Genomic DNA, 22,904 nt, shown 5'->3' with positions numbered 1-22,904 from the left:
CTTGGCCTTTATGTAACCGTGGATTTCCTGCTCTCCGGCCTGCTGCTCGGTCATCTCCTCCTCGACGCCTCCTCGGGAACCGGGGACCCGGCCAGGCCCCTATGCCGAAAATTATACCTATACCCACGGGGGGTATCAAGAGACCTCCGTCCAACGCAGCCTGAGGGCGTTGGCGAGTACGGTGACCGACGAGAGCGCCATCGCCGCGGCGGCGAGGATCGGGTTGAGGAACCCGTACTCGCCGAGGAGGGGGCGCAGGGCCTCCGGGACGCCGCCGGGTTGGCCGGCGAAGAAGGGGTAGAGCGCGCCGGCGGCGACGGGGATCAGGACGACGTTGTACGCGAAGGCCCAGAACAGGTTCTGCTTTATGTTGCGCACGGTGGCCTTGGAGAGGGCCACCGCGCGGGCCACGCCCCTGACGTCGCCGCCGACGAGGGTGAGGTCGGCGGCCTCCATCGCGACGTCGGCGCCGGTTCCGATGGCGACGCCGACGTCGGCCTGGGCCAGGGCGGGGGCGTCGTTTATGCCGTCGCCGACCATGGCGACCCTCTTCCCCTCGGCCTGCAGGCGCCTGACCTCGTCGGCCTTGTCCCCGGGCCTCACCTCGGCGAGGACGCGGTCTATGCCGAGCTCCCGGGCCACGGCCTCGGCGGTGCGCCGGTTGTCGCCGGTGAGCATGGCGACCTCGAGACCCAAGGAGTGCAGCCGCCGGACGGCCTCCGCGGACTCCTCGCGCACCACGTCGGCCACGGCGACGAGGCCGACCGGACGCCCGTCCACGGCGACGAGCATCGGGGTCTTGCCGCTCGCGGCGAGCTTCTCGCCCATGGGGACGAGCCCGTCCTCGGAGATACCCTCCTCGTCGAGGAAGCGCCGGTTGCCTACGAGGACGCGTCTTCCGTCGACGGTCGCCCTGACGCCGCCGCCGGCGACGGCCTCGAATTCCTCCCCGGCGTCGGCCAGCCCGACGCCGCGCTCCTTGGCGCCGCGCACGATGGCCTCGCCCAGGGGGTGCTCGGAGCCGCGCTCCGCGGAGGCGACGAGCCTGAGGAGCTCCCCGTCGGGGAGGCCGTCCGTCGCCACCACGTCGGTCAGCTCGGGCTTCCCTCTGGTGAGCGTGCCCGTCTTGTCGAGGACCACCGTGTCGAGCTTGTGGGCGCCCTCGAGGGCCTCGCCGCCCTTGATGAGGATGCCGGCCTCGGCGCCCTTGCCGGTGCCGACCATGATCGAGGTCGGCGTGGCGAGCCCCATCGCGCACGGACAGGCGATGATCAGGACGGCCACGAGGTTCAGGAGGGCGAAGGTGAACGCGGGCTCCGGCCCGAAGACGAGCCAGACGAAGAAGGTGAGCGTCGCGACCGCGATCACGGCGGGCACGAACCACGCGCTGATCCTGTCGGCGAGCCTTTGTATCGGGGCCTTCGAGCCCTGGGCCTCCTCGACCATCCTGATGATCTGCGAGAGCGCCGTGTCCCTGCCGACCTTCGTCGCCACGAAGCGGAACGAGCCCGTCGCGTTTACCGTGGCGCCGATGACCTCGTCGCCTTCCCTCTTGGTCACGGGTATGCTCTCGCCGGTGATCATGGACTCGTCGACCGAGGACGACCCCGAGACGACGCGCCCGTCCACCGGCACCTTCTCGCCCGGGCGCACCACGACGACGTCGCCCGTCGCCACGTCCTCGACGGGGACGTCCACCTCCTCGCCGTCGAGCACGACGCGCGCGGTCCTGGCCTGGAGCCCCGCGAGCTTCTTTATGGCCTCGTTCGTGCGGCCCTTGGCGCGCATCTCGAGGAGCCTGCCGAGCAGGATCAGGGTGATGATCAAAGCCGAGGTGTCGAAGTAAACGTCGGCCCGGCCCCCGGCGAAGAGCCCCGGCGCGAGCGTCGCGACGGCGCTGTAGGCGTAGGCCGCCGTCGTCCCGAGCACCACCAGCGTGTTCATGTTCGCCTGCCCGTGGCGCAGGGCACCCCACGCGCCCCGGTAGAAGCGCCACCCGGCCCAGAACTGCACCGGCGTGGCCAGGGCCAGGAGCCCCAGGTTCAGCCAGCCCATCGGGACCGGGAGCATGACCCCGAGCATGTGCGGCAGGCTCCCGATCAGGATCAAGAACGTGAGCCCCGCCGCCACCAGGAAGTCGGTCCTCAGCCTGCGGTACTCCTTCTCGTGGGCGTCCTCGGCCTCGGCCTCCGCCTCACCCTCGCGCACCACGCCGTAGCCCGCGCCTTCGACGGCCCGCTCGAGGTCGCGCGGCTCGGCCTCGCCGGCCAAATAGCGCACGGTTGCCCTCTCGCTCGCGAGGTTCACGTTCGCGTCCAAGACGCCGGGGACCTTCTTCTTCAGGGCCCGCTCCACGCGCCCGACGCAACTCGCGCACGTCATCCCCGTCACGCCGAAGGTCGTCTCCCGCACGTCCGTGCCGTAGCCGGCCCCCTCGATCGCCCCCACCAGCTCTTCGGGGTTCGTCGCCTTCGGGTCGTACTCGACGGTCGCCTTCTCGGCGGCGAAGTTCACGCTCGCCGACGCCACCCCCTCCTTCTTGCCGAGGGCCCTCTCGACCCGCCTGACGCAGGAGGCGCACGTCATCCCCGTGACCGGGATGGTGAGCGTCTTCTCGTTCGTCTTGCCCAACTCCAGCGCACCTCGCTTTCTAACAACACCTAGCAGTAGCTTACCATACCCCTGTACCCTATACCAAGAGTACTTCTTCCCTTCGCGGCGCGCACTTGCCTTCCCTCCCGAAACAACGTCTGCGCGGTCGAAGGGAGGCTCGAGCGAGTGACGGCCCGTTGCCGCAAGAGCCGTCCCGGCGGCAACGGGCCGTCACTCGACTCGGGCGGGTCCGCCATCGCCGGACAAGCGGAGGGGGCAAACCTTGCCGCACGGTCTGGGGCGCACAGCGGGACCTAAGCTGGTGGCTGGCGTAAGCCCGCGGCGAGCCTCCTCCGGCAGGGGGCCTCTCCTAGCGCATCGGCTTGCGCCAGACCAGGGAGTAGCGCCAGAGGAGACGCCTCCTCACCCTCGCCCCTCGAAGCCCCGCCTCGGCGCACGCCTCGCGCACCTCGGCGAGGGTCGGGAAGCGGTCGGTGGCGTAGTGCTCCTCCCACGCCCGCCTGAGCTCGGGCGGCTGCCGCGGGCCGGACATGGCGCCCGTCCTCGCCAGCCTGATGGCCTTGCTCGCGGGGAACCCCAACGCGCCCACGAGGTAGTCGGCGGGGCTCCGCGCCTTATAGAGGTCGAGCACGAGTAGCGGCCCGCCGGGCCGAAGCGCGTCTCCCATCTTGCGGAGGGTGGGCGCCAACGGCAGGTGGTGCAGCGCGGTGATCGAGGCCACGCAGTCGAAGCGTCCCTCGGGGAAAGGCCACGAGTTGGCGTCGGCGACGGCGTACTCGACGTTCGTGTACCCCTTCGAGCGGGCCCTGGCGACCTCGACCATGCGCGGCGAGAGGTCGACGGCGAGGACGCGTTCCGAGCGCCCCGCAAGCGACCGGACGAACGCCCCGGTACCGCACCCGACCTCCAGGGCCTCGTGCAGGCGTAGCGGCAGCTGCCGGAGCAGTAAGGGATGGTAGTGGGAGTTGTGGTCCCAGCCGCCTTCTCGGGAGAGGCCGGCGATCCGGTCGAAGTCCTCGCGCACCTCTTGCGTGCTCTGCGTCCGTCCCGTCCTGTGCCCCCTTGACGTCGCTCTCCTCCGTCGGAGGCGGAGCTTACCGGTTTTCGCGGGACGGCGTTTTGGGAGGACCGACGGCGCCGCGGGCGGACGAGGAGAGATGGGGTAAGGCGGCGGGTCGTCGAGCCGGACGGGGGATGCTCGACGGGGGATCGCCTCCGAAAGGTCATACGTAGTCGGAACGGATTCGAGCAAGGGTTTCGCCGGCTTTGGTCCCGCTGGGCGTTTCGCGCTCTACGTCGAGGTCTGGAAGCGGGGCTTGCCTTTCGTGGCGTGGCCGAGCTGTTCCCACCGGGACGCTACGACCACCGACCGGGCGAGTTTCCTGGTTGCCGAAGGACTACGCCCGCGAAGGGGCGCGACCGCACCGTGCGCTCCCGCAGCGCTTGCCTCTACCACATGGTTCGGCTTGGGAAGCCTCGTCGCCTCCATTCCCGAGAGGTTTCGGCGCGGAGCCTTCCCGGCAGGTCGGACCGTCCCTCGACCGCGGCGCGCCCCGTGCTCAGGATAGGCCCTCCAGCGCTCCCCTCCGGAGCCCCTCCTCCGCCTCGTCGAGGACGCGGAGCACCTTCGCCAGGCCCGCGTTGACTGCTACCTCGTGATCCCCACCTAGGCAGATGTACCCCGGCTGGTTCGGCTCCGCCGGGAGCTGCAACCAAGCGGACGTGTTACCGCGCCCGTACTCGGTGGTCGGACGGCTGCACACGACAGCGTGCGGATCGAAGGCCGCCAACTCCGACCCCATGTCCGCCAGAGCAACGGAACGAACCCTTGGGTGCGGGCGCGAATCTTCTATGGCCGCGGCCAAGACCAGCCGGTACAAGCGGTACGCGTCCTCGTAACCCACCAGTACCCTCAAGTGACGGCGACACCTCCTCGGAACGAATAGTCTCCCGAGCCTTCAGTCTTCATACGTCGCTCTTCCCCGCTGCCCTCCAGAAGGTTACCGTACCCCTGTATCCCACTGCAAGATGCGTTGGGGAATCCCGCGAGCCGCCACGATACGCAGCGCTGGTGCGTGGGGTGGAGTCGGCGTGGACGCACCGGCCCCACGGAAGGGTCGCCTTCGGGTTTCAGACCAACCTTGGCGGCGTTTAGAGGCCGGCGTCCGAGCGCAGGACCTGAGCCGGGGGGCTCGGCGGGGAGTCGGAGTATTCCTCCGGGCCCGCCCGGTTCTGCGGTTTCGCCGTCGCCGCCTGACGTGCTGGCACAAGGGACTCGAACCGGGCCGCCTTGGCCCCGAAAGCGCGAGCACCGACCAGAAGGGGGCGGAGTGCCTTCCCGGCGGGCTCAGATCCTCCTGAAGCGCTCCACGGCGGCTTTTATCTCCTCGATCTTCTCCTCGGCGCTCTCCCCGTTCTCCAGCGCCTCCCTGACGCAGTGGTCCATGTGGTCCTCGAGGAGGATGGAGGCGACCCGCTCGGAGGCGGCGACGAGGCTTGCGATCTGGGTGAGGATGTCCACGCAGTACGCCTCCCGATCGACCATCCTCTTTATGCCCCTGGCCTGTCCCTCTATCCGGTCCAGCCGTTCGGCAAGCTTTGCTTTGTTCCCCGCCTTTATGTAACCGGACAAGTCGGGATGCACCTCCGCAACCAGGGACATACTGTGTGAACGTTTCTTCTATTCTACCGCCCCGCTGTTTCGGCATCCGCCGGCCGAGACCCAACATTACGTTGCACGATCGGAAGTCGCCTACGTCTACCCCCGTCCGAATGGACCAAAAGGTGCATGACACGCCGTTTACCCGATAGGGTCCCGGGGTACCCGTGGGTTGATTGTATGATCGCTACCGAAAGGATCGGGCATGACCCACGCCCAGCAGATGGTCCAGACGAATCCGAGCCAGCCTGTGGTCGAGCAGGCTACGCTCGTCGAGTGCATCGAGGCGTGCTTCGACTGCGCCCAGGCGTGTACTGCCTGCGCCGACGCCTGCCTCGGCGAGGGGGACGTCCAGATGCTCGCCCGTTGCATCCGCCTCGACCTCGACTGCGCCGACGTGTGCGACGCCACCGGGAAGATCCTCTCCCGCCAGACGGCAACCGAGCCCGCGATGATTCGCGCCACGCTTCAGGCTTGCGCCGAAGCTTGCAGGTTGTGCGGGGACGAGTGCGAGAACCACGCTCAGCACGGGATGCAGCACTGCCAGGCGTGCGCCGACGCGTGCCGCCGCTGCGAGAGCGCTTGCAAGGGCGTCCTCTCCGGAATAGCCGCCTAACAATCTTTTGGGATCACGTCGGCGAGGGCTTCGAAAGAGATTCTAGCTGACGCTTGAAGCCGAGCGACGCAAACCCCGCCGTCTCTTTAGCAGATATCGAAATTACGGCTAATGGCCATCTAGGTCCTCAACGCCCTCATCGGCAGCATGGCGCGCGACGTTTCGGCTACGCGCTTGGTGAGTAGAGAGTCGTCGCCAGGGTAACTCCGACATAGCTCGGTGAAGCCACCCCTGGTTTTCGGGAGCAGGCGGGTCCGCGAATGGATTGCTCGGCTTGCGGCATCAGCGTTGGTTGATCCAATCCTGTGCGCTCGCTAACCCCGTTAGAACTGCCTCCGTCGCGCGGGCTTGTCCGGCTACCTTCCCCTTGCGTCGACCGGAACACAATTGACGGGCGTGGGGGTCAGTGCCAGCGTACCCCCGCGCCGGTTTCCCGCTCGGTCAGGGCGCCGCGGTGGTGCTCCTCCCCCGACTCCCCGAGCGGGTCCACGTGGACCAGGGCAGCGTCGAGGTGAGGCATCTCGCTACGAAGCCGCTCGTCGACTTCTCGGGCTATGGCGTGTCCTCGGGCGACGGAGAGCCCCGGCGGGACCGCGACGTTGACCTCGGCGCGCAGCCGGTGCCCCAGCCATCGGGCGCGCACGTCCGATACCTCCTCGACGCCGGGGACGGCGCCGGCGACGTGCCTGACGCTGTCCAGCACCTGCGGCTCCACACCGTCCAGCAGACGCGTGAAGACGGTCTTGCCACTCTCCCACACTATCCCGAGTATCGCCGCGGCGATAAGGAGCCCCACCACCGGGTCGGCAAGAGGGTAACCGAACCACACTCCCACGGCCCCCAACAGGACGGCGAGGCTGGTCCAGCCGTCCGTCCTGGCGTGGTAGCCGTCGGCGACGAGCGCCGCGCTGCCTATCTCCCGGCCGATCCTGATGCGGAAGACGGCCACCGCCTCGTTGCCCACGAAGCCCACTACCCCCGCGACCGCGACCGCCCAGAGGAGCCCCACGGGCCGCGGGTCGAGCAGGCGCTCGATCGCCTGGTAACCGGCAACCACGGCACTAAAGAGGATGATGAGCACCACGACCACGCCCGCGAGGTCCTCGACCCGCCCGTATCCGAACGGGAAACGCCTGCTCGCTCCCATGCGCGAGAGCCAGAAGGCGGCCCCCAACGGGATCGCGGTCGCGGCATCTCCGAAGTTGTGGATTGTGTCCGACAGCAGCGCTACGCTGCCGGAGACGAGTACCACGACGACCTGCACGAGCGCCGTGGCGAACAGCCCGACGAAGGACCACTTCACCGCCCATATGCCTTTTTCAGAGGTGATTACCGAAGGATCGGTCGCCCCGTGGGCGTGTTCGTGACCGTGGGCGTGTTCGTGCCCGCGACCGAACGCTTCTTCTAGCCACTTCTTCCAGAACACCTGGCACCCTTCTTCTTCAATAAGACCATCAACGCGCCGGGAAGTGTACTGTATTTGCAGAGTTCTTCAAATGTGACAACTCTCATCCGTAGTACAATCTTGCGCATGCCGCACTTCAAAGAAGGCCTCCCCGACGCCCGGCTCTTGGAACCCCGAGACGTGCTAGGTGACGGGGAGGTTGACGAACGGGTCGCCGACCTTATGGGGGCGCTGTCGAGCTCCACGCGCGTGCGGGCGCTGTTTGCGCTGTTGGAGGCGGGGGAGCTCCAGACTGGCGAGGTGTCGAAGGCGGTAAGGATGAGCCCTTCTGCCACGAGTCACCAGTTACGGGTGCTGAGGGATCTGGGGCTGGTCGTGCGCCGTAGGGAAGGTCAGCGGGTGTTCTACGCGCTGGCGGACGCTCACTTGGGCGTGCTTCTCAAGGAAGCCCTCTACCACGTGGACCACGCCCGCCTGGTACGAGGAGGCACGGGAGCGGAAGAGACGTAGCGTCGTGAGCTTCCAAGACGCGGGAGTCCACGACGCTACGCCGAAGCCCTCGAGCGCCAGGTTGCTATAGGCGACGAAGAGGTCCGGCGGAACACTCAGCCTCGGCCTTCGTCAGGGCGCCCCTGATACCCTGCCCCCGTAGCGTGTATCCTCCTCGCAATGGAAAGGCTAGCGAGACGAGATCGAGCGCGAGGCGCGGGGAGGCAAGCGCTCGAGGTATGGGATGCGGCTACCGCCTTCGCTGTTGTAGGTTGTAGAAGGGCAGTTCGGGAGGAGTATCTGATGCCGAGCGAGACGAGGTTCGCGAAGACCTTGGCCCTTGCGCGGGGCTGGGGCATGCGGCGTTACTTAATGGCCGTTCTGGCGGGCGGAGGGTGGCTCGTCGTCTCCGGCGTGCCCACGGGCATTTTGGAGACGCCGTTCTACGTCCGCATGACGCCAGTCGAGTGGTGGAACTACCCGTTCTGGCTCGCGAGCGCGGTCCTGGTAGGCCTACTGGTCGCTACCTATGTCTCCTACTCGGGAGCCGGTTCCGCCCCGGGTTCGGAGAGCAAGGCGATCGGCGGTGGCCTGTTCTCGGTCTTCGCGATCGGATGCCCGGTCTGCAACAAGCTGGTGGTGTTGGCGCTCGGGAGCGGTGGTGCCATGACGTACTTCGCGCCGGTCCAGCCGGTCCTCGGGTTCCTCTCGGTGGGGTTGCTGCTCTACGCCCTCCGCGTCCGCCTCGCCGGCCAGAGGGCCTGCGCCGTCCCGACGGACGCGGGCTTCGACGCCCTCCGGGGCCCGACCTGCACCCGGGCGAGCGAAGGGAACGATGCGCCGTGATACGCAAGCTGCTGTGTAGCCTGCTCGTCTTGGGCGCGGCGCTGTTGCCCATCGCCTGCGGAACGTCGCCCGCGACCTCCGGGGGCGACGAGGCGAACGGCGGGACCGACGGGGCGGGCGCCGGCGGGTCCGGGGGAGGCGAGACGTCACCCGGAAGACCGGTCGAGGTCCCCGGGGCAGGTTCGTACGCCCGCCTCGGCCCGGCCGAGTTCCGGAGCTTGGCGGAAGACGAGGGCGTCGTTGTGGTCAACACGCACGTGCCCTTCGAGGGGAACCTGCCCTCCACCGACCTCTCCATCCCGTACGACGAGATCGGACGGAGCCTGGATCGGCTGCCCGGGGACAAGAGCGCGAGGATAGCGGTCTACTGCAAGAGCGGGCGCATGAGCGCCGAAGCCGCCGGAGAGCTGGTCGCGCTCGGCTACGAGGACGTCGTAGACCTCGAGGGCGGCATGGACGCCTGGCAGCGCGCTGGCCTGCCGCTCGAAGGGGCGTGAGCGAACTTCGAGCGGTTCGGTTCTACGGTCACGGCTTTCGCCGCGGGTTCGGGGTACACTCGGGTACCGTGACTTCCGTCAGCGGACATCATGCGGCACCCTTCGTGAGGCGCGTCGTAGCGCACCCGTCCTCGCGAGCCAAGGCACTGCTCCCCATGCTCCTGGTCGGCGCGCTGCTGCTCTGCCACGGCGTCCTGGGCTTTGCCCACCAGACCACGTGCCACGGGGGATGCGAGGCCACGGATGCCGTTGCGGTCTCTTCCTACGCCCACGGCGAGCACGGCCCAGGGGACGCGGGCGGGGACGTCTCGTCGGGGGGCGCACAGGATAGCGGGCAGGCACCCGCCGGGTACTTCGCCGTCGCCCTGGCCCTGTTCGGCGCCGCGTTTGTGGGGTGGCTCATCGGCGCGACGGGGCGACGCGAGACCGCGGTTCTGCGCCCCTACCGACCGCGCGCCTTGCCCGCGTTGGCATGCCTACCGCGAGGGCCGACGCTGCCCGTCCTGCAGGTGTTCCGGCTGTAGAATTCTTCTCCTCGCACGCTGCGGTGCCCGTGCACGGCGAGGTCTTGCCGTGACACGCGCCGGTCTAGGGCGTGCTCCGTTCGCCAATATAAGGCTTAGGGGCCGGGCTCCTTACGGGCTGGCCCCTCACAAGACGAGATAGGAGAGAAGAGTTGAAGATTTTTCGGTTCGGCCGAGTTCTGGCTGCCGTGCTGGCGTTCGCGCTGCTTACGCCCGGCATCGCCGCGGCGAGCAGTCACGACGGAGGCATGCAGATGGATGGCTCCATGCAGATGAACGGCGATGCGGCGATGCAAGAGATGAACAGCGCGATGGCCGACCTCGAGGCGCTCGAGGGCGAGGAGTTCGAGATAGCGTACGCGAACCAGGTCATCGCGCACCATCAAGGGGCGCTGGACATGGCGCAGGCCGTGGTCGACCGTGCCCCCAACCCGGAGGTGCGCGACGCCGCCGCCAGGATCATCGAGGATCAGACCAGGGAGATAAACGACCTCACCGCGTTCCTCAGGGAGACCTACGGCCAGGAGCCGAACCCCGACGAGCGGATGTCGATGGACCCGGCGATGATGGACCACATGGAGAGCTCCGACCCGGCCATGGCCGAGCAGATGTTCCTCCTGGGGATGCGCGAGCACCACGAGACCGTCATACAGATGGCCGAGATCGCCCTCCAGAAGGCCCAGAGCCCGCTCCTTCTGGACCAGGCTCGAACGATAATCGACTCCCAGCGCGCGGAGCAGGAAGAGTTCGCAGGGTACCTCCAGCAGTTCTACGGCATCGAGGCCCCGGCCCCCACCGGTGACATGATGCAGGGGATGCAGGCCGCCATGGGCGACGGCAGCATGCAGATGCCCCAGACCGGCGGGCCCTCTCCGGTGGTCGTCGTGGCCGCGGCGGGCGCGCTCTTGGTCGCCGCGGTGGTGGCCGGATCGTACGTTCTGCGCAGGTCCTTCGGCTAAAGCGGGTTTTCGGGCCGGGCGACCGCGCGGTCGCTCAAGGGGGTGGGGCTACGGCTCCGCCCCCTCCCGACCCCCGTGCGCTTGACGTCACACGACGAAGAGGGACTGGATTGACGAAGACGTTTGGAAGGTTCGTCCTGCCTCTCGGCTTCTTCCTGACGACCGCAGTGACCCTCGCGGCGTGTGGGGAAGCCGGGTCCGGAGGCGACGTGCAGGGGACGGACGTGGGGAGCTCTGGCGACACGCGGGCCTCGGGGCGAACGACCCCGGAGAAGACCGGCGGTGGTGCCGGGCAGGAGGGCGGTCGCGCCGCCGAGGGGAGCACGGCTAACGCGGTACTTGCTCCTGCACGAGAGGGCGACGGCGCAGCGTTGATTGGGGCGGCAAGACGCGGCGACGCGGAGGCCGTGGAGAGGCTACTGGAGGAGGGCGTCGGCGCGGACGCCAGAGGCACGGACGGCCGGACGGCGCTGATGGCCGCCTCTTTCGAGAACCGGCTGGACGTAGCGCGGCTCCTGATCGAGGCCGGCGCGGACGTCGACGCGCAGGACGACACGGGCCAGAACGCTCTACTGATCGTGACCGCCGAGGGACATCAAGAGCTCTTGCGGCTCCTGCTGGCCAGCGACGCCGACCCCGAGATCACCGACCAAGAAGGCGGCACCGGCCTGATCCACGCCGCTGACGGCGGGCACGTCGGAGTCGTCCGGGATCTGCTCGAAGCCGGCGTGGAGGTCGACCGGGTCAACGCCTACGGCTGGACGGCCCTATTGGAGGCAGTCATCCTCGGCGACGGCGGCCCGCGGTACGCGGAGGTCGTACGGCTCCTCGTCGAAGCCGGGGCCGACGTAAACCTCGCCGACAGGGAAGGCGTAACCCCGCTGCAACACGCCGAGCAGAACGGCTACGACGAGATCGGTGAGATCCTGCGAAACGCCGGTGCGCGGTAGCGTCCCGTCCGTTCGTAGGGGGAGAGGCTCCCCTTACGCAGAGGTTGTAGAGAACGACAGAGAGGAAACGGTTTGAAGAAGACGTTGAGAAGATCGGGCATGCTCGGGCTCTTTCTGGCAACCGTGCTGACCCTCGCGGCGTGCGGGGGATCTGGCGGTTCCGGCGGCGGAGGCCAGGGCGGCGACATGCAGGGGATGGACCACGGCGGATCCGGCGGGGACGAGCAAGCGTCCGGGCAGGCGGCCCCGGAGACGACCGGCGGCGGCGACATGTCCGGCATGCAGATGGGCGAGACGACCGGCAGCGGCGGTGGCGAGACCACCGGCGGCATGGAGGGCATGCAGGGGATGGAAGGCATGGACCACGGCTCCATGGACATGTCCGCCATGTCCCGGGAGATGGTCGCGCCGAACGGCGAGTACTCGGACGCGGCGTTCGTGGACGCCATGGTCCCCCACCACGAGGGGGCCGTGGAGATGGCCGAGGTCGCGCTGGAGAACGCCGAGCACGAGGAGATCCGCGCGCTCGCGCAGGAGATCATCGACGCGCAGCGGGCCGAGATCGAGCTCTTCGGAGAGATCCGGGAGGAGCTGGGCGGCTCCACCACCGAGACGTCCGCGGAGGAGATGGACCAGATGATGGGCATGCCGGACGCCGGGGAGCTAGCGCAGGCACGGCCGTTCGATCGGGCTTTCATCGACGCCATGATCCCGCATCACGAGTCGGCGATCGCGATGGCGGAGGTCGCCCTGGAGGAGAGCGAGGATCCGGAGATAAGGAGGATCGCCGAGGACATCGTCTCCTCCCAGCAGAGGGAGATCGAGCAGATGCGCCAATGGCGCGAGGAGTGGTACCCCGAGGGTTAGGCACGACCCTTCGCCAGAGCCCGGCCCGCCGGCCCGAAGCGCCGAGCGGGGCGGGCTCTCCGGACCGATGAAGGACCGTACGACCCCAGGGGCCGCGACGCGGCGCTGGCCCCCCGCGTCCCTCGGGTCATGACTGCTTCTTGCCGTACCACCCCTCAAGCCCAGGAAGGGATTCGATGCTACAGACGCTGGGCGAGCAGAGCCCCGTCGTGCAGGCGCTGGTCGCAACCCTCTTCACCTGGGGGCTTACGGCCCTCGGGGCGGCGCTCGTGTTCGGCACCAAGCGGGTCCACCGCAAGCTTCTGGACGCGATGTTCGGGTTCGCGGGCGGCGTGATGATAGCGGCGAGCTACTGGTCGCTTCTGGCCCCGGCGATAGAGCTCTCGGAAGGGATGCGGCTCCCTTCCTGGGTCCCGCCGGCCGTCGGCTTCCTCGCGGGGGCGTCCTTTCTCCGGCTCGTGGACCAGGTCCTGCCGCACCTGCACCCGGGACAACCCTTGCGCCGGGCCGAGGGGGTGAAGACGGGCTGGGAGCGTCCTCCTGATCCTCGCCATAACGCTGCACAACATCCCGGAGGGGCTCGCCGTCGGCGTCGCCTTCGGCCCGGTGGCCGCCGGCTTCGACGGGGCTTCCCTCGCGGCGGCGGTGGCGCTGGCCATCGGCATAGGGTTGCAGAACTTCCCCGAGGGCACCGCGGTGGCCATGCCCTTGAGGCGCGAGGGGATGTCGCGCTCGAGGAGCTTCTTCTACGGGCAGCTCTCCGGGGCGGTCGAGCCGGTCGCCGCGGTAGTCGGGGCCGCGGCGGTGATCGTGGCCCAACCCATACTGCCCTACGCCCTGGCGTTCGCGGCGGGCGCCATGATCTTCGTCGTCGCCGAGGAACTCCTCCCCAAGGCCCGGCGCGGCAGCCCCGACATCGCGGCCATGTCGGTAGTGGTCGGTTTCACGGTGATGATGACGCTGGACGTGGCGCTGGGATGAGCCGGGCAAGGAAAGGACCCGAAGACACCTCCCGTCCCCCGAGGGGGCGCGCGTACCAGGAGGCGCCGGGATTGCGCCCGCGGCGCGGCGGCGGGCGTCGCGTACGGGTGTCCCACGAAGAATGCGCGGTCCTCGGGCTCGCCGCGGGGACCGGCGAGGCTTCGGGCCGCGCCCGGAGCGCCTCGTGAACGGCTCCGCCAACCCGCCGGCCGGGGCGCGGGAGCACGCCCAGGGCAAAGCCGCGAGGTTGTGGGAGGTGGACGCCGCCAGGGGAGTCGCGATCCTCATGGTGGTCCTCTACCACCTCGTCTACGACCTCGACTCCTTCGGCGGCTACCCCATCGACTCCACCTCGGGCTTCTGGGGCGCCTTCGCGGACGTGAGCGCCTTCGCGTTCGTCTTCCTCGCGGGGCTCTCCCTCGCCCTGAGCCACGCCAGGGCGAGCGGCGAGGGCAGGGCGAACTCCTTCGGCCGCTACCTGCTGCTCAGGGGCGCGAGGATCTTCGCTTACGGAATGCTCATAACGCTCGTCTTCTGGGCGCTCGACTTCGGGGCGGTGGTCTTCGGGATACTCCACCTCATCGGGGCCTCGATCGTGCTGTCCTACCCCTTCTTGAAGCTGAGGCCCTCCTACCTCGCCCTCCTGGGTCTCCCTATCGTCGCCGCGGGCATCTACCTGCTCGCCACGTACGATGCCAGTAACTTTGGGATTGTCGTAGCGGTGCTGCTCGCGCCCTTCGGGATCGAGCCGATCGGCCTGTCCATGCCCGACTACCGGCCGCTGCTGCCCTGGTTCGGGGTGGTGCTCCTGGGGTTGGCCTTCGGCAAAGCCGCCTACGACACCGGACGGCCCGGGGCGCGCACGAGAGGCGAGACGGAGGACCCCACCTTCGCGGTACGCTCCCTTGCCTTCTTGGGCAGGCACACCCTCTTCATCTACCTGGTGCATCAGCCCGTACTGGTCGCGGCCCTCTGGGTGCTCGGGGTCATAGAACCCGGCTTCTAGGGACCGGCGGGACGGACGGGGCATGCGGGGCGGCGCGGTCGGTAGGAGGATCTCCTCCTACCGGGGCGATTCCCCGGCGTCTACTACCACGTCGTCGTTCGTCCTCGCGTGCCACTCGAGCAGCTCGGGGAGCCTCTCGCGTGCCACCTCGGGCCGTTCTTCGGCGAGGTTGTCCTTCTCCAGCGGGTCCTCGGAGAGGTCGTAGACCTCGTCGGGCTTGTCGCCGAAGTGGTGGATGTACTTTACGTCGCCCTTGATGCTCGCGAGGCACCCGTCCTCGTTCCAGCAACTGCTCATCACGGTGCGGTCCTCGGGGAGGGGTCTCAGGAGCGAGGAGCCGTCGTAGTCGCCGCCCCGGATGCGGTAGCCGAGCATGTCGGTCACCGTCGGCAGGACGTCCGGTTGGTTCACCGGGGTCTCTACGCGCTCCCCCGCCCGCCTCGGATCGACGATCATCAGCGGGATCCTGAGCCCCTCGTCGTAGATCGCGTTGTCGTGCTGGCGACGGCCGTGCTCGCCGAAGCCCTCGCCGTGGTCGCCGTAGAGGACGAAGACCGTGTCCTCGTAGAGCCCCATCTCCTTGTACTGATCGAAGAGGTTTTTCAGGAAGAAGTCGACGTAGCGGACGCTGTTCTGGTAGCGGTTCAGCTCCTCGTCCTCGGCGAAATCTTCTATCCCGTAGCGGTCCGGGGCCTGGTAGTCGTGGTGGGGCGTTATCGTCTCGTAGGCCGCGACGAAGGGCGCGCCCGTCTTCTTCTGGCCCTCGAGCCACCTCCGGCTCGGCTCGAGCATGATGTCGTCCTCGTAGCCGAAGTAGTTGGCCTTCTCGAAGCCCTCCTTGTCCATCGTCTCGACGGGGTAAAACTCCTCATAACCCATGTTCTTCACGACCTCGGGGCGCCGCTCGAAGGTCTGCACCGAGGAGGTGAAGTAGACGGAGTCGTACCCCTGATCCTTCAGGAGCTGCGGCAGGCAAGTCGCCGGGATGCGATCCCCCAACGAGTCCGTCCCCTCCGGGGTCGTGGGGGGATCGATGCCGCACATCGTGGCGACGAGGGCGTTGGAGGTGTGCGGGACGACCGCGCGGGCGTTCTCGGCAAAGATGCTCCCCTTCGCCAGCTCGTCCATGAACGGCGTGGTCTCCAGCTCCTCGTTGTAGGGTGTCACCGAGCGAGCCCGGGTGGACTCCAGGTGCACGAACACCACGTTGCGCCGCTCGAGGCCCGTGGCCAGGAGGCTCGCGTCCGGCGGCGGCTGCTCCGTGGCGACCGTTCCGTCGCCCCTCGTCGTCTCCTCCTCCGCGGTCGTCTCCTCCGCCCCGGTCATCGCCACGCTGACGATCGCGTCGCGGGCGAAGGCCTTCCCCGCCTCCGGCGGCCCGCCGGGAAAGAGCGAAAAGGAGAACAGGGCGTAGGACGCCAGAAACAATCCGAAGACACCGAGCCACGGCACCCCCGCTGCGGCGACGCCGCGTCCCGGGCTGGGCCGCTCGCCCCAAGAAACCAAGAGACGCTTCAGGAGCCAGGGCCCAACGAGCGCGTAGAGGAGGGCGATGCCCAGGACCGCCAAAAGCCCGGGCGAAGACGCGCTCGCGACGGCGCCCCCGGTCACCTTCGGCGAAGAGAGCGAGGCGAGGACGAGGTCGAGGTCCGGCATCGAGCCGGTCGTCCTGAAGTACCGGTAGACGCCCGTGACGACCAGCGCCACGAGGATCGTGACGAGGTGGAAGAGGACCACGACGACGCGCCTAAAAGGACCCCTCCTCGCAACCGCGAAGAGGCCCACCCACAGGCAGGCGTACGCGAGGCCGAACAAGAGGTCCGAGCGCATAAGCCCGAGCCAGCCAGCGGGGTTCGGCCTCTCGGGCAGGGCCGCGATGAGGGAGGCCTTCAACGCCAGGTCGTAGACGACGAAGGGGACCAGAAGGCCGAGCAGGTAGACCCAGTCGTGCCCCCCCATAAGGAAACGGGCTTCCCTCGCCGTACGCGTATTGTCGTCATGTCCTCTCATGAAACGCTGGGAGTTTAAAAAGCTTTTCACGAATCGGAACCGTGGGGGGGTAAGGTTATGCCGCCGTACCGGGGCGACGCGGGCGACGCCGGCGAGATGGCGGCGTCGGGGGCGTTCCCACGGAAGCGGCGTTCGAGATCCTATGCGACCTCTCGCGGTCGCGTACCATGGGCCTCGGCGCTCGCGGATCGCGACGCCGCGGCTTCTCGGGCGGATTCTTCTGCCACCCTCGGTGACATTCCGCCGGCCCGAGGGAACGGTCGCGTCGAAGCCTTCACGGTTTCGCCGTGACCTCTCCGAGCAAGGGTGGGGCGTACCGGTATCGGGCGCCTCCTTTTCCGCCTCAGATCCGCCGTAGTTCGACGGGGAGCGCGGGCCCCAGGATAACCGGTACACGGCGGTATACTCGGAGTTCGGAGCGACCATCGGACAGGACAGTGGGCAGCACGATACGTGCCTGGGGGGCGTGCACGGGGCCGCGGTCGTGAAACGGGACGGGGCCCCGTTCTTCTTGCGTCGCGAGAAGCTTGGTCGGGAGAAGGCATGACGACGAGACGGACGCGTCCGGTCGAACAGGGCGCAATCACCAGGGGGCGAGAATGATCGAAGATCCGGCCGTGCTGCTGCTATCGGTGGTGGCGCAGAACGTCGTGCTGATCGTGTTGACGGTAGGTTTGTTCTGGGCGGGGGTCTTCGTGGCCCGCAGGCTCGGGGCAGGGGCCGGCTACTCCTTGAGGGGCCTCGGCATCTCGAGGCCCAAAGGCGGACTCGTCGCGGCGGTCGGGATCGGATTCCTGGTGGGCCTCGGGGTGGTGGTTGGTAGCCTCGTGATCGGGGGGTTGAGCGCGCTCGTGCTGGAGTCTCTGGGGTACTCGGCCGAGAACGAGGCCCAGCAGATGCTGCTGGGGGGCTTGCAAGGCTGGGTGCAGGAGAGCCCGCTCGCCGCGATAGGGGCCGCCTTGCTCGTGATCGTGCTCTTCGGGCCCGCCGTGGAGGAGTTTGTCTTTCGTGGCGCCATCTTCGGCGGCCTGTACCGCCTGGGAGCCTTCTTCTCCCGCAGGACGGGGGGCGGGACGGAGGGCTCCGCCCGCTTCGCGGATCGGTTCTCTTTCCTGGGGGCGGCGCTCCTCTCGTCGGCCGTCTTCGCCGCGCTCCACCAATCCGCGGTCATATTTCCCGCGATCTTCCTGTTGGCAGTGGTGCTCTGCCTGCTCTACAGGAGGACGGGAAGCCTCCTCTCGCCCTTCGTGGCGCACGCGACCTTCAACTCGTTCACCGTGCTGCTTATCGTCCTGAGCGCCGTCGGCGCGCTACCTCCGGGGGCGTCGTAGGATGCGCCCGCGACGCCCTCCTCGCCAGCTTTCGCTTCAGTGGTAGCAGTACGGACGTGGGATTGATCGCCCCCAGAAAGCGCCTCCACCGCGGCAACCTCCGGAACTCCCGCAGGGCGTCCTCGTAGGGTCGGACGATCTCCGTCCCCGACCGGGTCGAGTACAGACGCTCGGAGTAGACCCGGGCAAACTCCCCGAACGGCTCGGTCCTCAAGCCTAGCGCCTTCGCGGCCCCGACCAGGCGCTCGGTGGGGGTCAGGGCCCGCTCGTCCCCGCCGTACCAGCCCGGCGTGGTGGGCAACGTCGCATCCCGGAGGCGGCTCGCGAGGTCCCTGTAGAGGGCCTCGGGCGTGTTGCGCGCTGCGAGCGCCCGCTTGAGAATCGGCACACCTCCTGCGAACAGGACGAGGGATAGCAGGGCGACGAGTACCCCACCGGCGGTAAACCCGCGAGCGCCAGGGCTCGTCTCCGAACCACCCTTAGGCTCCCGGGACGCCCCGCGCCCGTCCGGCTCGGGCTCGTCGACGCGCCCGGCGCCCCGATCGACGTCGGGAGGTACCGGCGCGCCGGGACTCGCGGTGCCCGAGGCGCCCGTGGGACCGGGCGCGTTCGCCTCCATGACGGAGGGGACGCCGAAGCCCGGCGTGGGGTCGAAGGGTACCAGCCGACCTCGGGGAAGTAGATCTCCACCCACGTGTGCATGTTCTCCCCCGCACCACGTACTCGTCGGGCCCGACCTCCTCCCCCGTCCTGGCGCCGTACACGAGCCGCGAGGGAACCCCGAGCTCGCGCGAGAGCAGCGTCATGGACGTCGCGAACTGCACGCAGAAGCCCTCTCTGCCGTCGCCGAGGAACTCCTCGAGGGCCCTGTCCGCCCGCCCGTAGTCCACGTCGAGGTTGTAGGCGAAGCCGCCGTCGTAGAGCAGGTAGCGCTCGATCGCCCGGGCTTTCTCGTAAGGCGTCGCGTCCTCGAGGCTGTAGTCCTCGCGAATCTTCCCGGCCGTGTCCTCCACCTCCCCCGGCAGGCCGCGCGGGAGCTGGAGGAACCTCTCGCGCACGGCGGCCGGGTAGTCGATGCCGGCCTCCTCGAGCTGCCGCTCGGTCGGTTGAGGGACCAGCGAGAGGACCCGGTAGCGGGAGCCGCCGGAGAGGGTCTCGTCCGAAACCCAGGAGCCGTCGGGGCGTTGTTCGGCGTCGGGCAGGGAGACCGAGGCCATGCGGTACCCTCCGAAGACGGCCTCGGTTTCGGCGTTCAGCACCTCGAAGCGCTGCTCGACGATGCGGGTCTCCACCCCTTGCGCGACCTCCCGGCCGTCGTCCTCCCCTGGGCGGACCCTGCTCGACCACCGCGCGCCGTCGAAGTAATCCAGGGTACCGCCGCGCCACAGGAGCGGCTCCTCGCTCCTCACCCTGAGCAGCTCGTTCTCGCGCCCGGCGTTCAGGTAGTTGCCGACGTCCGCCTCCACCGCGAGGCGAGAGGTGGTGCCGGTCCCGATCTGCGTCCAATCGATCAGCGCCGGGCGTATCGCCGCCCCGGCCAGCGGGGTGCTGGGCAGCGCGAGCACCACCCCGACCACGACGGCCCCCGCGATCAAGCCCGCCGGTCGAAGCCGGCTCGCCTCGTCCCCGGACCCTTCGTCCCCGGGCCTCGGGGACGAGGCGAGCATCAGGAGGGCCACACCCGAGGCGAGAAAGAGGGCGAAGAAGGGCCCTACCCCTGCCTCCCGGTTGGCGGTGCCGACGAGGCCGATGGCGAGGCCCAGCGTCGCGATCGAGAGGACGGGGCTCCCCTCATAGAGCGTGGCCGAGGTCGCGAGGGCCAAGAGGATCATCACCACCGGTACGAGGATGAACAGCAAACCCGCCTCCGGCTCGTAGGGGGGCACCTCGGCATTCATGGTGCCGGCCGCCTCGTACGCGTCCCGCGCGACGCGCGACGCCAGCTTCCTCCAACCCTCCGGCGAGAGGGGGAGGCGCCCGTAGACGGAGAGCAGCGTGTACAGGAAGGTGGCGGGCAAGACGAGCACGAATCTGAACCTGCCGGAGGAGCCCGCGAGCAGGCCGACGATCGCGGCTCCCAAGAGCACCGGTAAAGCCCCTCCGGCGAACAGGGTGGAGAAGGCAGCGGCGGTGGCGAGTCCGGCGACGTAGAGCGGCGCCCTCGCCCAAGGGTGACCCACTACCCGCTCTCCCCCGCCGACTCGCCCAAGGGTTCCCCGCCACCGGGCGCCCGGCGCGGGGATCCACCCCGATGGTGCCTGCGGCCGACGGGCCACCCCCGGTGGCCGCCTGCAGCCCCGCGGGACGGGAAGAAGCACGACGACCCCGGTATCCGACGCCCTCCATAGCTGCTCCCGGACTTCCCCATCGGATACGAAACTCCCCTCGGCTCTACGGATTTACCGGCGCGGGTTCGAAGGCATCCATCGGTATGATCTCCCCGCTCTCGGACTCCAGGGCCCCGTAGGTGTCTCTGTGGAGAACCCCGTCGTAGATCACCTCCCCGTCCTCCGTGACCCTCTGGCGGGTCACCCACGTCGCGGAATACGGGGTCAAGGCGACCCGCCTGGAGCCCATCTCGACCTCCCTGCCCGTGGGTCGTCCCCAGACCTCGGCGTAGATGTAGCCGTCGTCGGAGACGTACTCGCGGATGAGCACGTAACCGTCCGAGGTATTCCGGAACTTCATGTCGAGCGCGCCGGCCCCGTTCTCGTCGCCGAACCACACGGTGGCGTCGAGGCCGGGCCGGATGTAAGGGAGCTGAGCGTAGTGGGGGCTGCGCTCGGTGACGTCGAGGCCCGCGTAGTTGGCGGCCATGTACAGGGTCGAGGTGACCTGGCAGAGCCCGCCTCCGTCGGCCAGGGTCTCCTTGCCGTCGACGATGACCTTCGAGGCGTTGTAGTCGAGCCCCGCGACGTTCTCGATCATGGAGAACGTTTCGCCCGGCGCCAGGACCATACCGTCGATGGCGTTCGAGGATATCTGGAGGTTCTCCACCCTCTCCGCGCTCTTATCGCTCGTCAGTCCGTAGTTCGTGCGGTACTCGCCGAGGAGTTCGGTCGGCTTGAGCTCTTCGGCCTGGGCGGTGGTGAGCTCGGGCTCGTCGACGACCACTGGCACCTCGTACTCGCTTTTGCGCTCGAAGAGTCCCTTCGTCAGGTCCGCGAGGAGCGCCTCCTCGTCGACCGACCTCCCTGTCTGACTCGCGGTTACTGCGACCTCGTCGCCGTTGAGCTCGTAGCCGGCTTCGCGCGGCTCGACCGTAAGAGCCGCGTACATCTCCGAAAGGGACTCCCGGAGGCGTTCGGGGTCGATCTCGACCGCGATCTCGCTCCCGCGGGGGGTCGCGTCGAGGGACCGGCCTACCTCGTCGGGTTGTAGCGCCCACTCCTCCCCCCCCGCCGTGAAGACCAGCGGCGCGGATACGGCGGTACGGGCCCTCCCGGCGGCCTCCTCGGCGGCCGGGGTGTCGACCTTCGGCTCCAGCTTCTCCCCCGCCACCCTGACCTCGGCGGCACCCTCACCCACCGCCGCCGCGAGGCGGGCCATCGTGCCGGGCACGTCCACTTCGTAGCCCTCCCGGGACTCGACGACACCGACCGTGGCGCCCTCGATCGTGACCGAGGCCTCCTTAGGGTTTTCGTCCAGCCGCCGGGCGAGATCCTCGACCTCGGCCTGGGCGACCTCGGGCCGGTAATCCACCTTCGGGGACACGTCGGCGGCGCCGAGGGCCGCGAGCATCCGGTCGAGGAGTCGTGGGGCAACGCCTCCCTCCCTCCCCGCGGCGTACGCCCGGTCGGCGGTGCCGGCGGCGTCGAGGGCGACGCCGACCTCATCCGCGTCGAAGGAGTACCTCTCGGGGCCCCTCTGGAGCACGATCTCCCGGAGCACGCCTTGACGCGGATCCTCGAGGAGCTCGCGGGCCTCTTCGGGCGTCTTGCCGCCAAGGTCCACGCCCCCCACCGACACGCCGCGGTAGATCGCGCCGGCGTTGGCCCAGTAGTCCACCGCGACCAACACCGACACGACGGCGCAGCAACCCACGATCAGGGGGGCTAGGAGCCGCCGCGCTCGAGCACGGCGCGCCCCGGCCGTGCTCCCCCGATGACGCGCCGTGAAGCTTCCGAACCCCTCCGTCGCCTTCTCGCTGCTCCGCCTGCCCTCGGTCTTCCACACGTCCGACCCTCCTCCCTACTCCCGAACTCGTTGCGGTGACGCGACTTTTTCGATCCACTCGAGGTCACCCGGCATCGCCGTCCCTAACCCACCTTTTCGGCCTGGACGATGAGGCGCTGGGAGTAGTCCGGCAGCGTGCAAGATTGCAGCGTGAGCACGTCCTTGCCCGGCACGGGCCGGGTCACCTCAAGGTTCGTCGGTTCGACGACCGCCTCCCTGAAGACCTCGTACCTGTACTCGTTGCCGTCGGCGTCCTCGACGAAGACCTCGTCGCCTCTCTCCAGGGCGTCGAGGTCCCAGAACGCGAGGAAGGAGTCGGTGTTCGGGTACCCCAGGCGGTGTCCGGCCAGGTAGGTGTTCGCCCCCTCCTGCCACGGAAAGCCCGTCCCTTTGAGGTGTATCGCGACGTTGTTTCTCAGCGCCTCCTGGTCGTCTCCGGCGGCGTCGGGGACCACGGCGTTCTTGACGCGGGCCATCTCGGGGACCGTCACCTTCAGCGTCTTGTCCTCCGGACCTTCGACGGACGTGCTCCGCGCATCCACCGCGCTCTCCAGCACGGGCACGTCGAAACTCCCGGCGCCGGCCCCGTCCTGAGCGGTGTAGCGGGTGCTGAAGCCGAGCGCAAAGTAGGCCACCAGCACCGCGCCGCTGGCCATAAGGAGCACGCTCAACGCGGCCAACAGCAAACTTCTCATGCGCAACCCTTTCTCGCTCCCAATTCCGGTCTCGGTTCTCCTCGGTCGACCGAACGGAGCCCCGATCGCGAGGCCCGCTCGGTGAAGGGAGGGTCGGTGGCGCGAGCCGCCCGCGCCCCCGTGCCTCGCGGGCGCAAACAACCCGCTACAGGGGGCGCAGCAGCGGCACCCGGCCGGGTGCTCGCGTGGTCCCTGCGGGCCGGAGGTGACCTCGCGGGCAGCGGCGCAGCGGACGGCGCGAGAGGTAGGTGCGCGTCCTGCGGAGAGTGCCCGCGCGGCT

At 68.7% G+C, this 22,904-nt stretch carries 20 protein-coding genes and 1 pseudogene; 11 read left to right on the top strand and 10 right to left on the bottom strand.

The genetic code is table 11. The features are described from left to right. Positions 1–135: 135 nt before the first annotated feature. The 4 genes from GBA65_RS21630 to GBA65_RS21615 form a co-directional block, all read right to left on the bottom strand. The gene (locus GBA65_RS21630) at positions 136–2,631 is read right to left on the bottom strand and encodes a heavy metal translocating P-type ATPase (protein WP_228282059.1); all 2,496 of its coding nucleotides are present in this window, start codon (positions 2,629–2,631) and stop codon (positions 136–138) included. Positions 2,632–2,962: 331 nt separating this feature from the next. Then, complete coding sequence (locus GBA65_RS21625) at positions 2,963–3,637, bottom strand: class I SAM-dependent methyltransferase (protein WP_166398710.1); 675 nt, start codon at positions 3,635–3,637, stop codon at positions 2,963–2,965. Positions 3,638–4,172: 535 nt separating this feature from the next. Next, complete coding sequence (locus GBA65_RS21620) at positions 4,173–4,529, bottom strand: hypothetical protein (protein ID WP_166398709.1); 357 nt, start codon at positions 4,527–4,529, stop codon at positions 4,173–4,175. A gap of 431 nt (positions 4,530–4,960) precedes the next feature. Then, positions 4,961–5,275: a metal-sensitive transcriptional regulator gene (locus GBA65_RS21615; protein WP_166398708.1), complete on the bottom strand. Its 315-nt coding sequence runs from the start codon at positions 5,273–5,275 to the stop codon at positions 4,961–4,963. Between the two features lie 202 nt (positions 5,276–5,477). On the opposite strand from GBA65_RS21615, the gene GBA65_RS21610 reads away from it, so the two are divergent. Next, positions 5,478–5,888 (top strand): four-helix bundle copper-binding protein, encoded by a 411-nt coding sequence (locus tag GBA65_RS21610; RefSeq protein ID WP_166398707.1) that lies wholly within the window; start codon positions 5,478–5,480, stop codon positions 5,886–5,888. Positions 5,889–6,291: 403 nt separating this feature from the next. On the opposite strand, the gene GBA65_RS21605 is transcribed toward GBA65_RS21610, so the two are convergent. Then, positions 6,292–7,314 (bottom strand): cation diffusion facilitator family transporter, encoded by a 1,023-nt coding sequence (locus GBA65_RS21605; protein ID WP_228282058.1) that lies wholly within the window; start codon positions 7,312–7,314, stop codon positions 6,292–6,294. Positions 7,315–7,419: 105 nt separating this feature from the next. Here GBA65_RS21605 and GBA65_RS21600 point away from each other — a divergent pair, with 105 nt between their 5' ends. The 9 genes and pseudogenes from GBA65_RS21600 to GBA65_RS21560 all read left to right on the top strand — a co-directional run bounded on the left by GBA65_RS21600 (position 7,420) and on the right by GBA65_RS21560 (position 14,412). Beyond that, the gene (locus GBA65_RS21600; RefSeq protein WP_166398706.1) at positions 7,420–7,803 is read left to right on the top strand and encodes an ArsR/SmtB family transcription factor; all 384 of its coding nucleotides are present in this window, start codon (positions 7,420–7,422) and stop codon (positions 7,801–7,803) included. 282 nt (positions 7,804–8,085) lie between these two features. Next, positions 8,086–8,628, top strand: a complete 543-nt coding sequence (locus GBA65_RS21595; RefSeq protein ID WP_207956402.1) for a hypothetical protein — start codon at positions 8,086–8,088, stop codon at positions 8,626–8,628. Continuing rightward, positions 8,625–9,125, top strand: a complete 501-nt coding sequence (locus tag GBA65_RS24815) for a rhodanese-like domain-containing protein (protein WP_228282057.1) — start codon at positions 8,625–8,627, stop codon at positions 9,123–9,125. Before GBA65_RS21595 ends, GBA65_RS24815 begins: the two co-directional genes overlap by 4 nt. A gap of 104 nt (positions 9,126–9,229) precedes the next feature. Further along, a complete protein-coding gene (locus tag GBA65_RS21585) occupies positions 9,230–9,649 on the top strand; it encodes a hypothetical protein (protein ID WP_166398705.1) in 420 nt (139 codons plus the stop codon). 152 nt (positions 9,650–9,801) lie between these two features. Then, positions 9,802–10,608: a DUF305 domain-containing protein gene (locus GBA65_RS21580; protein WP_166398704.1), complete on the top strand. Its 807-nt coding sequence runs from the start codon at positions 9,802–9,804 to the stop codon at positions 10,606–10,608. Between the two features lie 110 nt (positions 10,609–10,718). Further along, a complete protein-coding gene (locus GBA65_RS21575) occupies positions 10,719–11,558 on the top strand; it encodes an ankyrin repeat domain-containing protein (RefSeq protein WP_166398703.1) in 840 nt (279 codons plus the stop codon). Between the two features lie 72 nt (positions 11,559–11,630). Continuing rightward, positions 11,631–12,425 (top strand): DUF305 domain-containing protein, encoded by a 795-nt coding sequence (locus GBA65_RS21570; protein ID WP_166398702.1) that lies wholly within the window; start codon positions 11,631–11,633, stop codon positions 12,423–12,425. Positions 12,426–12,601: 176 nt separating this feature from the next. After that, positions 12,602–13,406, top strand: a pseudogene (locus GBA65_RS21565) (ZIP family metal transporter). Positions 13,407–13,590: 184 nt separating this feature from the next. Beyond that, positions 13,591–14,412, top strand: coding sequence for a heparan-alpha-glucosaminide N-acetyltransferase (locus GBA65_RS21560; protein ID WP_166398701.1), 822 nt, complete (start codon positions 13,591–13,593; stop codon positions 14,410–14,412). Positions 14,413–14,469: 57 nt separating this feature from the next. Here GBA65_RS21560 and GBA65_RS21555 read toward each other — a convergent pair whose 3' ends face one another. Beyond that, on the bottom strand, positions 14,470–16,371 hold the full coding sequence (locus GBA65_RS21555) for an LTA synthase family protein (protein ID WP_166398700.1): 1,902 nt from the start codon (positions 16,369–16,371) through the stop codon (positions 14,470–14,472). 650 nt (positions 16,372–17,021) lie between these two features. On the opposite strand from GBA65_RS21555, the gene GBA65_RS21550 reads away from it, so the two are divergent. Then, positions 17,022–17,753, top strand: a complete 732-nt coding sequence (locus GBA65_RS21550; protein WP_166398699.1) for a CPBP family intramembrane glutamic endopeptidase — start codon at positions 17,022–17,024, stop codon at positions 17,751–17,753. On the opposite strand, the gene GBA65_RS21545 is transcribed toward GBA65_RS21550, so the two are convergent. The 4 genes from GBA65_RS21545 to GBA65_RS21530 all read right to left on the bottom strand — a co-directional run bounded on the left by GBA65_RS21545 (position 17,707) and on the right by GBA65_RS21530 (position 22,624). Then, on the bottom strand, positions 17,707–18,141 hold the full coding sequence (locus tag GBA65_RS21545) for a hypothetical protein (RefSeq protein ID WP_166398698.1): 435 nt from the start codon (positions 18,139–18,141) through the stop codon (positions 17,707–17,709). The genes GBA65_RS21550 and GBA65_RS21545 overlap by 47 nt on opposite strands. 91 nt (positions 18,142–18,232) lie before the next feature. After that, positions 18,233–19,933, bottom strand: coding sequence for a transglutaminase family protein (locus GBA65_RS21540; RefSeq protein WP_166398697.1), 1,701 nt, complete (start codon positions 19,931–19,933; stop codon positions 18,233–18,235). A 211-nt stretch (positions 19,934–20,144) separates the two neighbouring features. After that, positions 20,145–21,929 (bottom strand): peptidoglycan binding domain-containing protein, encoded by a 1,785-nt coding sequence (locus tag GBA65_RS21535; RefSeq protein WP_166398696.1) that lies wholly within the window; start codon positions 21,927–21,929, stop codon positions 20,145–20,147. An 83-nt stretch (positions 21,930–22,012) separates the two neighbouring features. Next, positions 22,013–22,624, bottom strand: a complete 612-nt coding sequence (locus GBA65_RS21530) for a class E sortase (RefSeq protein WP_166398695.1) — start codon at positions 22,622–22,624, stop codon at positions 22,013–22,015. Positions 22,625–22,904 lie beyond the last annotated feature (280 nt).

This window comes from Rubrobacter marinus, assembly GCF_011492965.1.
GTDB classification, from domain to species: Bacteria; Actinomycetota; Rubrobacteria; order Rubrobacterales; family Rubrobacteraceae; genus Rubrobacter_F; species Rubrobacter_F marinus.
Note: the sequence above shows the minus strand (reverse complement) of the source record. Positions and strands in the feature narration are given on the sequence as shown.

Coding starts and splice junctions, on each gene's coding strand:
- GBA65_RS21615 (WP_166398708.1), bottom strand. CDS start 5,275: ATGTCCCTGGTTGCGGAGGTGCATCCCGACTTGTCCGGTTACATAAAG.
- GBA65_RS21610 (WP_166398707.1), top strand. CDS start 5,478: ATGACCCACGCCCAGCAGATGGTCCAGACGAATCCGAGCCAGCCTGTG.
- GBA65_RS21600 (WP_166398706.1), top strand. CDS start 7,420: ATGCCGCACTTCAAAGAAGGCCTCCCCGACGCCCGGCTCTTGGAACCC.
- GBA65_RS21595 (WP_207956402.1), top strand. CDS start 8,086: ATGCCGAGCGAGACGAGGTTCGCGAAGACCTTGGCCCTTGCGCGGGGC.
- GBA65_RS21555 (WP_166398700.1), bottom strand. CDS start 16,371: ATGGGGGGGCACGACTGGGTCTACCTGCTCGGCCTTCTGGTCCCCTTC.
- GBA65_RS21550 (WP_166398699.1), top strand. CDS start 17,022: ATGATCGAAGATCCGGCCGTGCTGCTGCTATCGGTGGTGGCGCAGAAC.
- GBA65_RS21530 (WP_166398695.1), bottom strand. CDS start 22,624: ATGAGAAGTTTGCTGTTGGCCGCGTTGAGCGTGCTCCTTATGGCCAGC.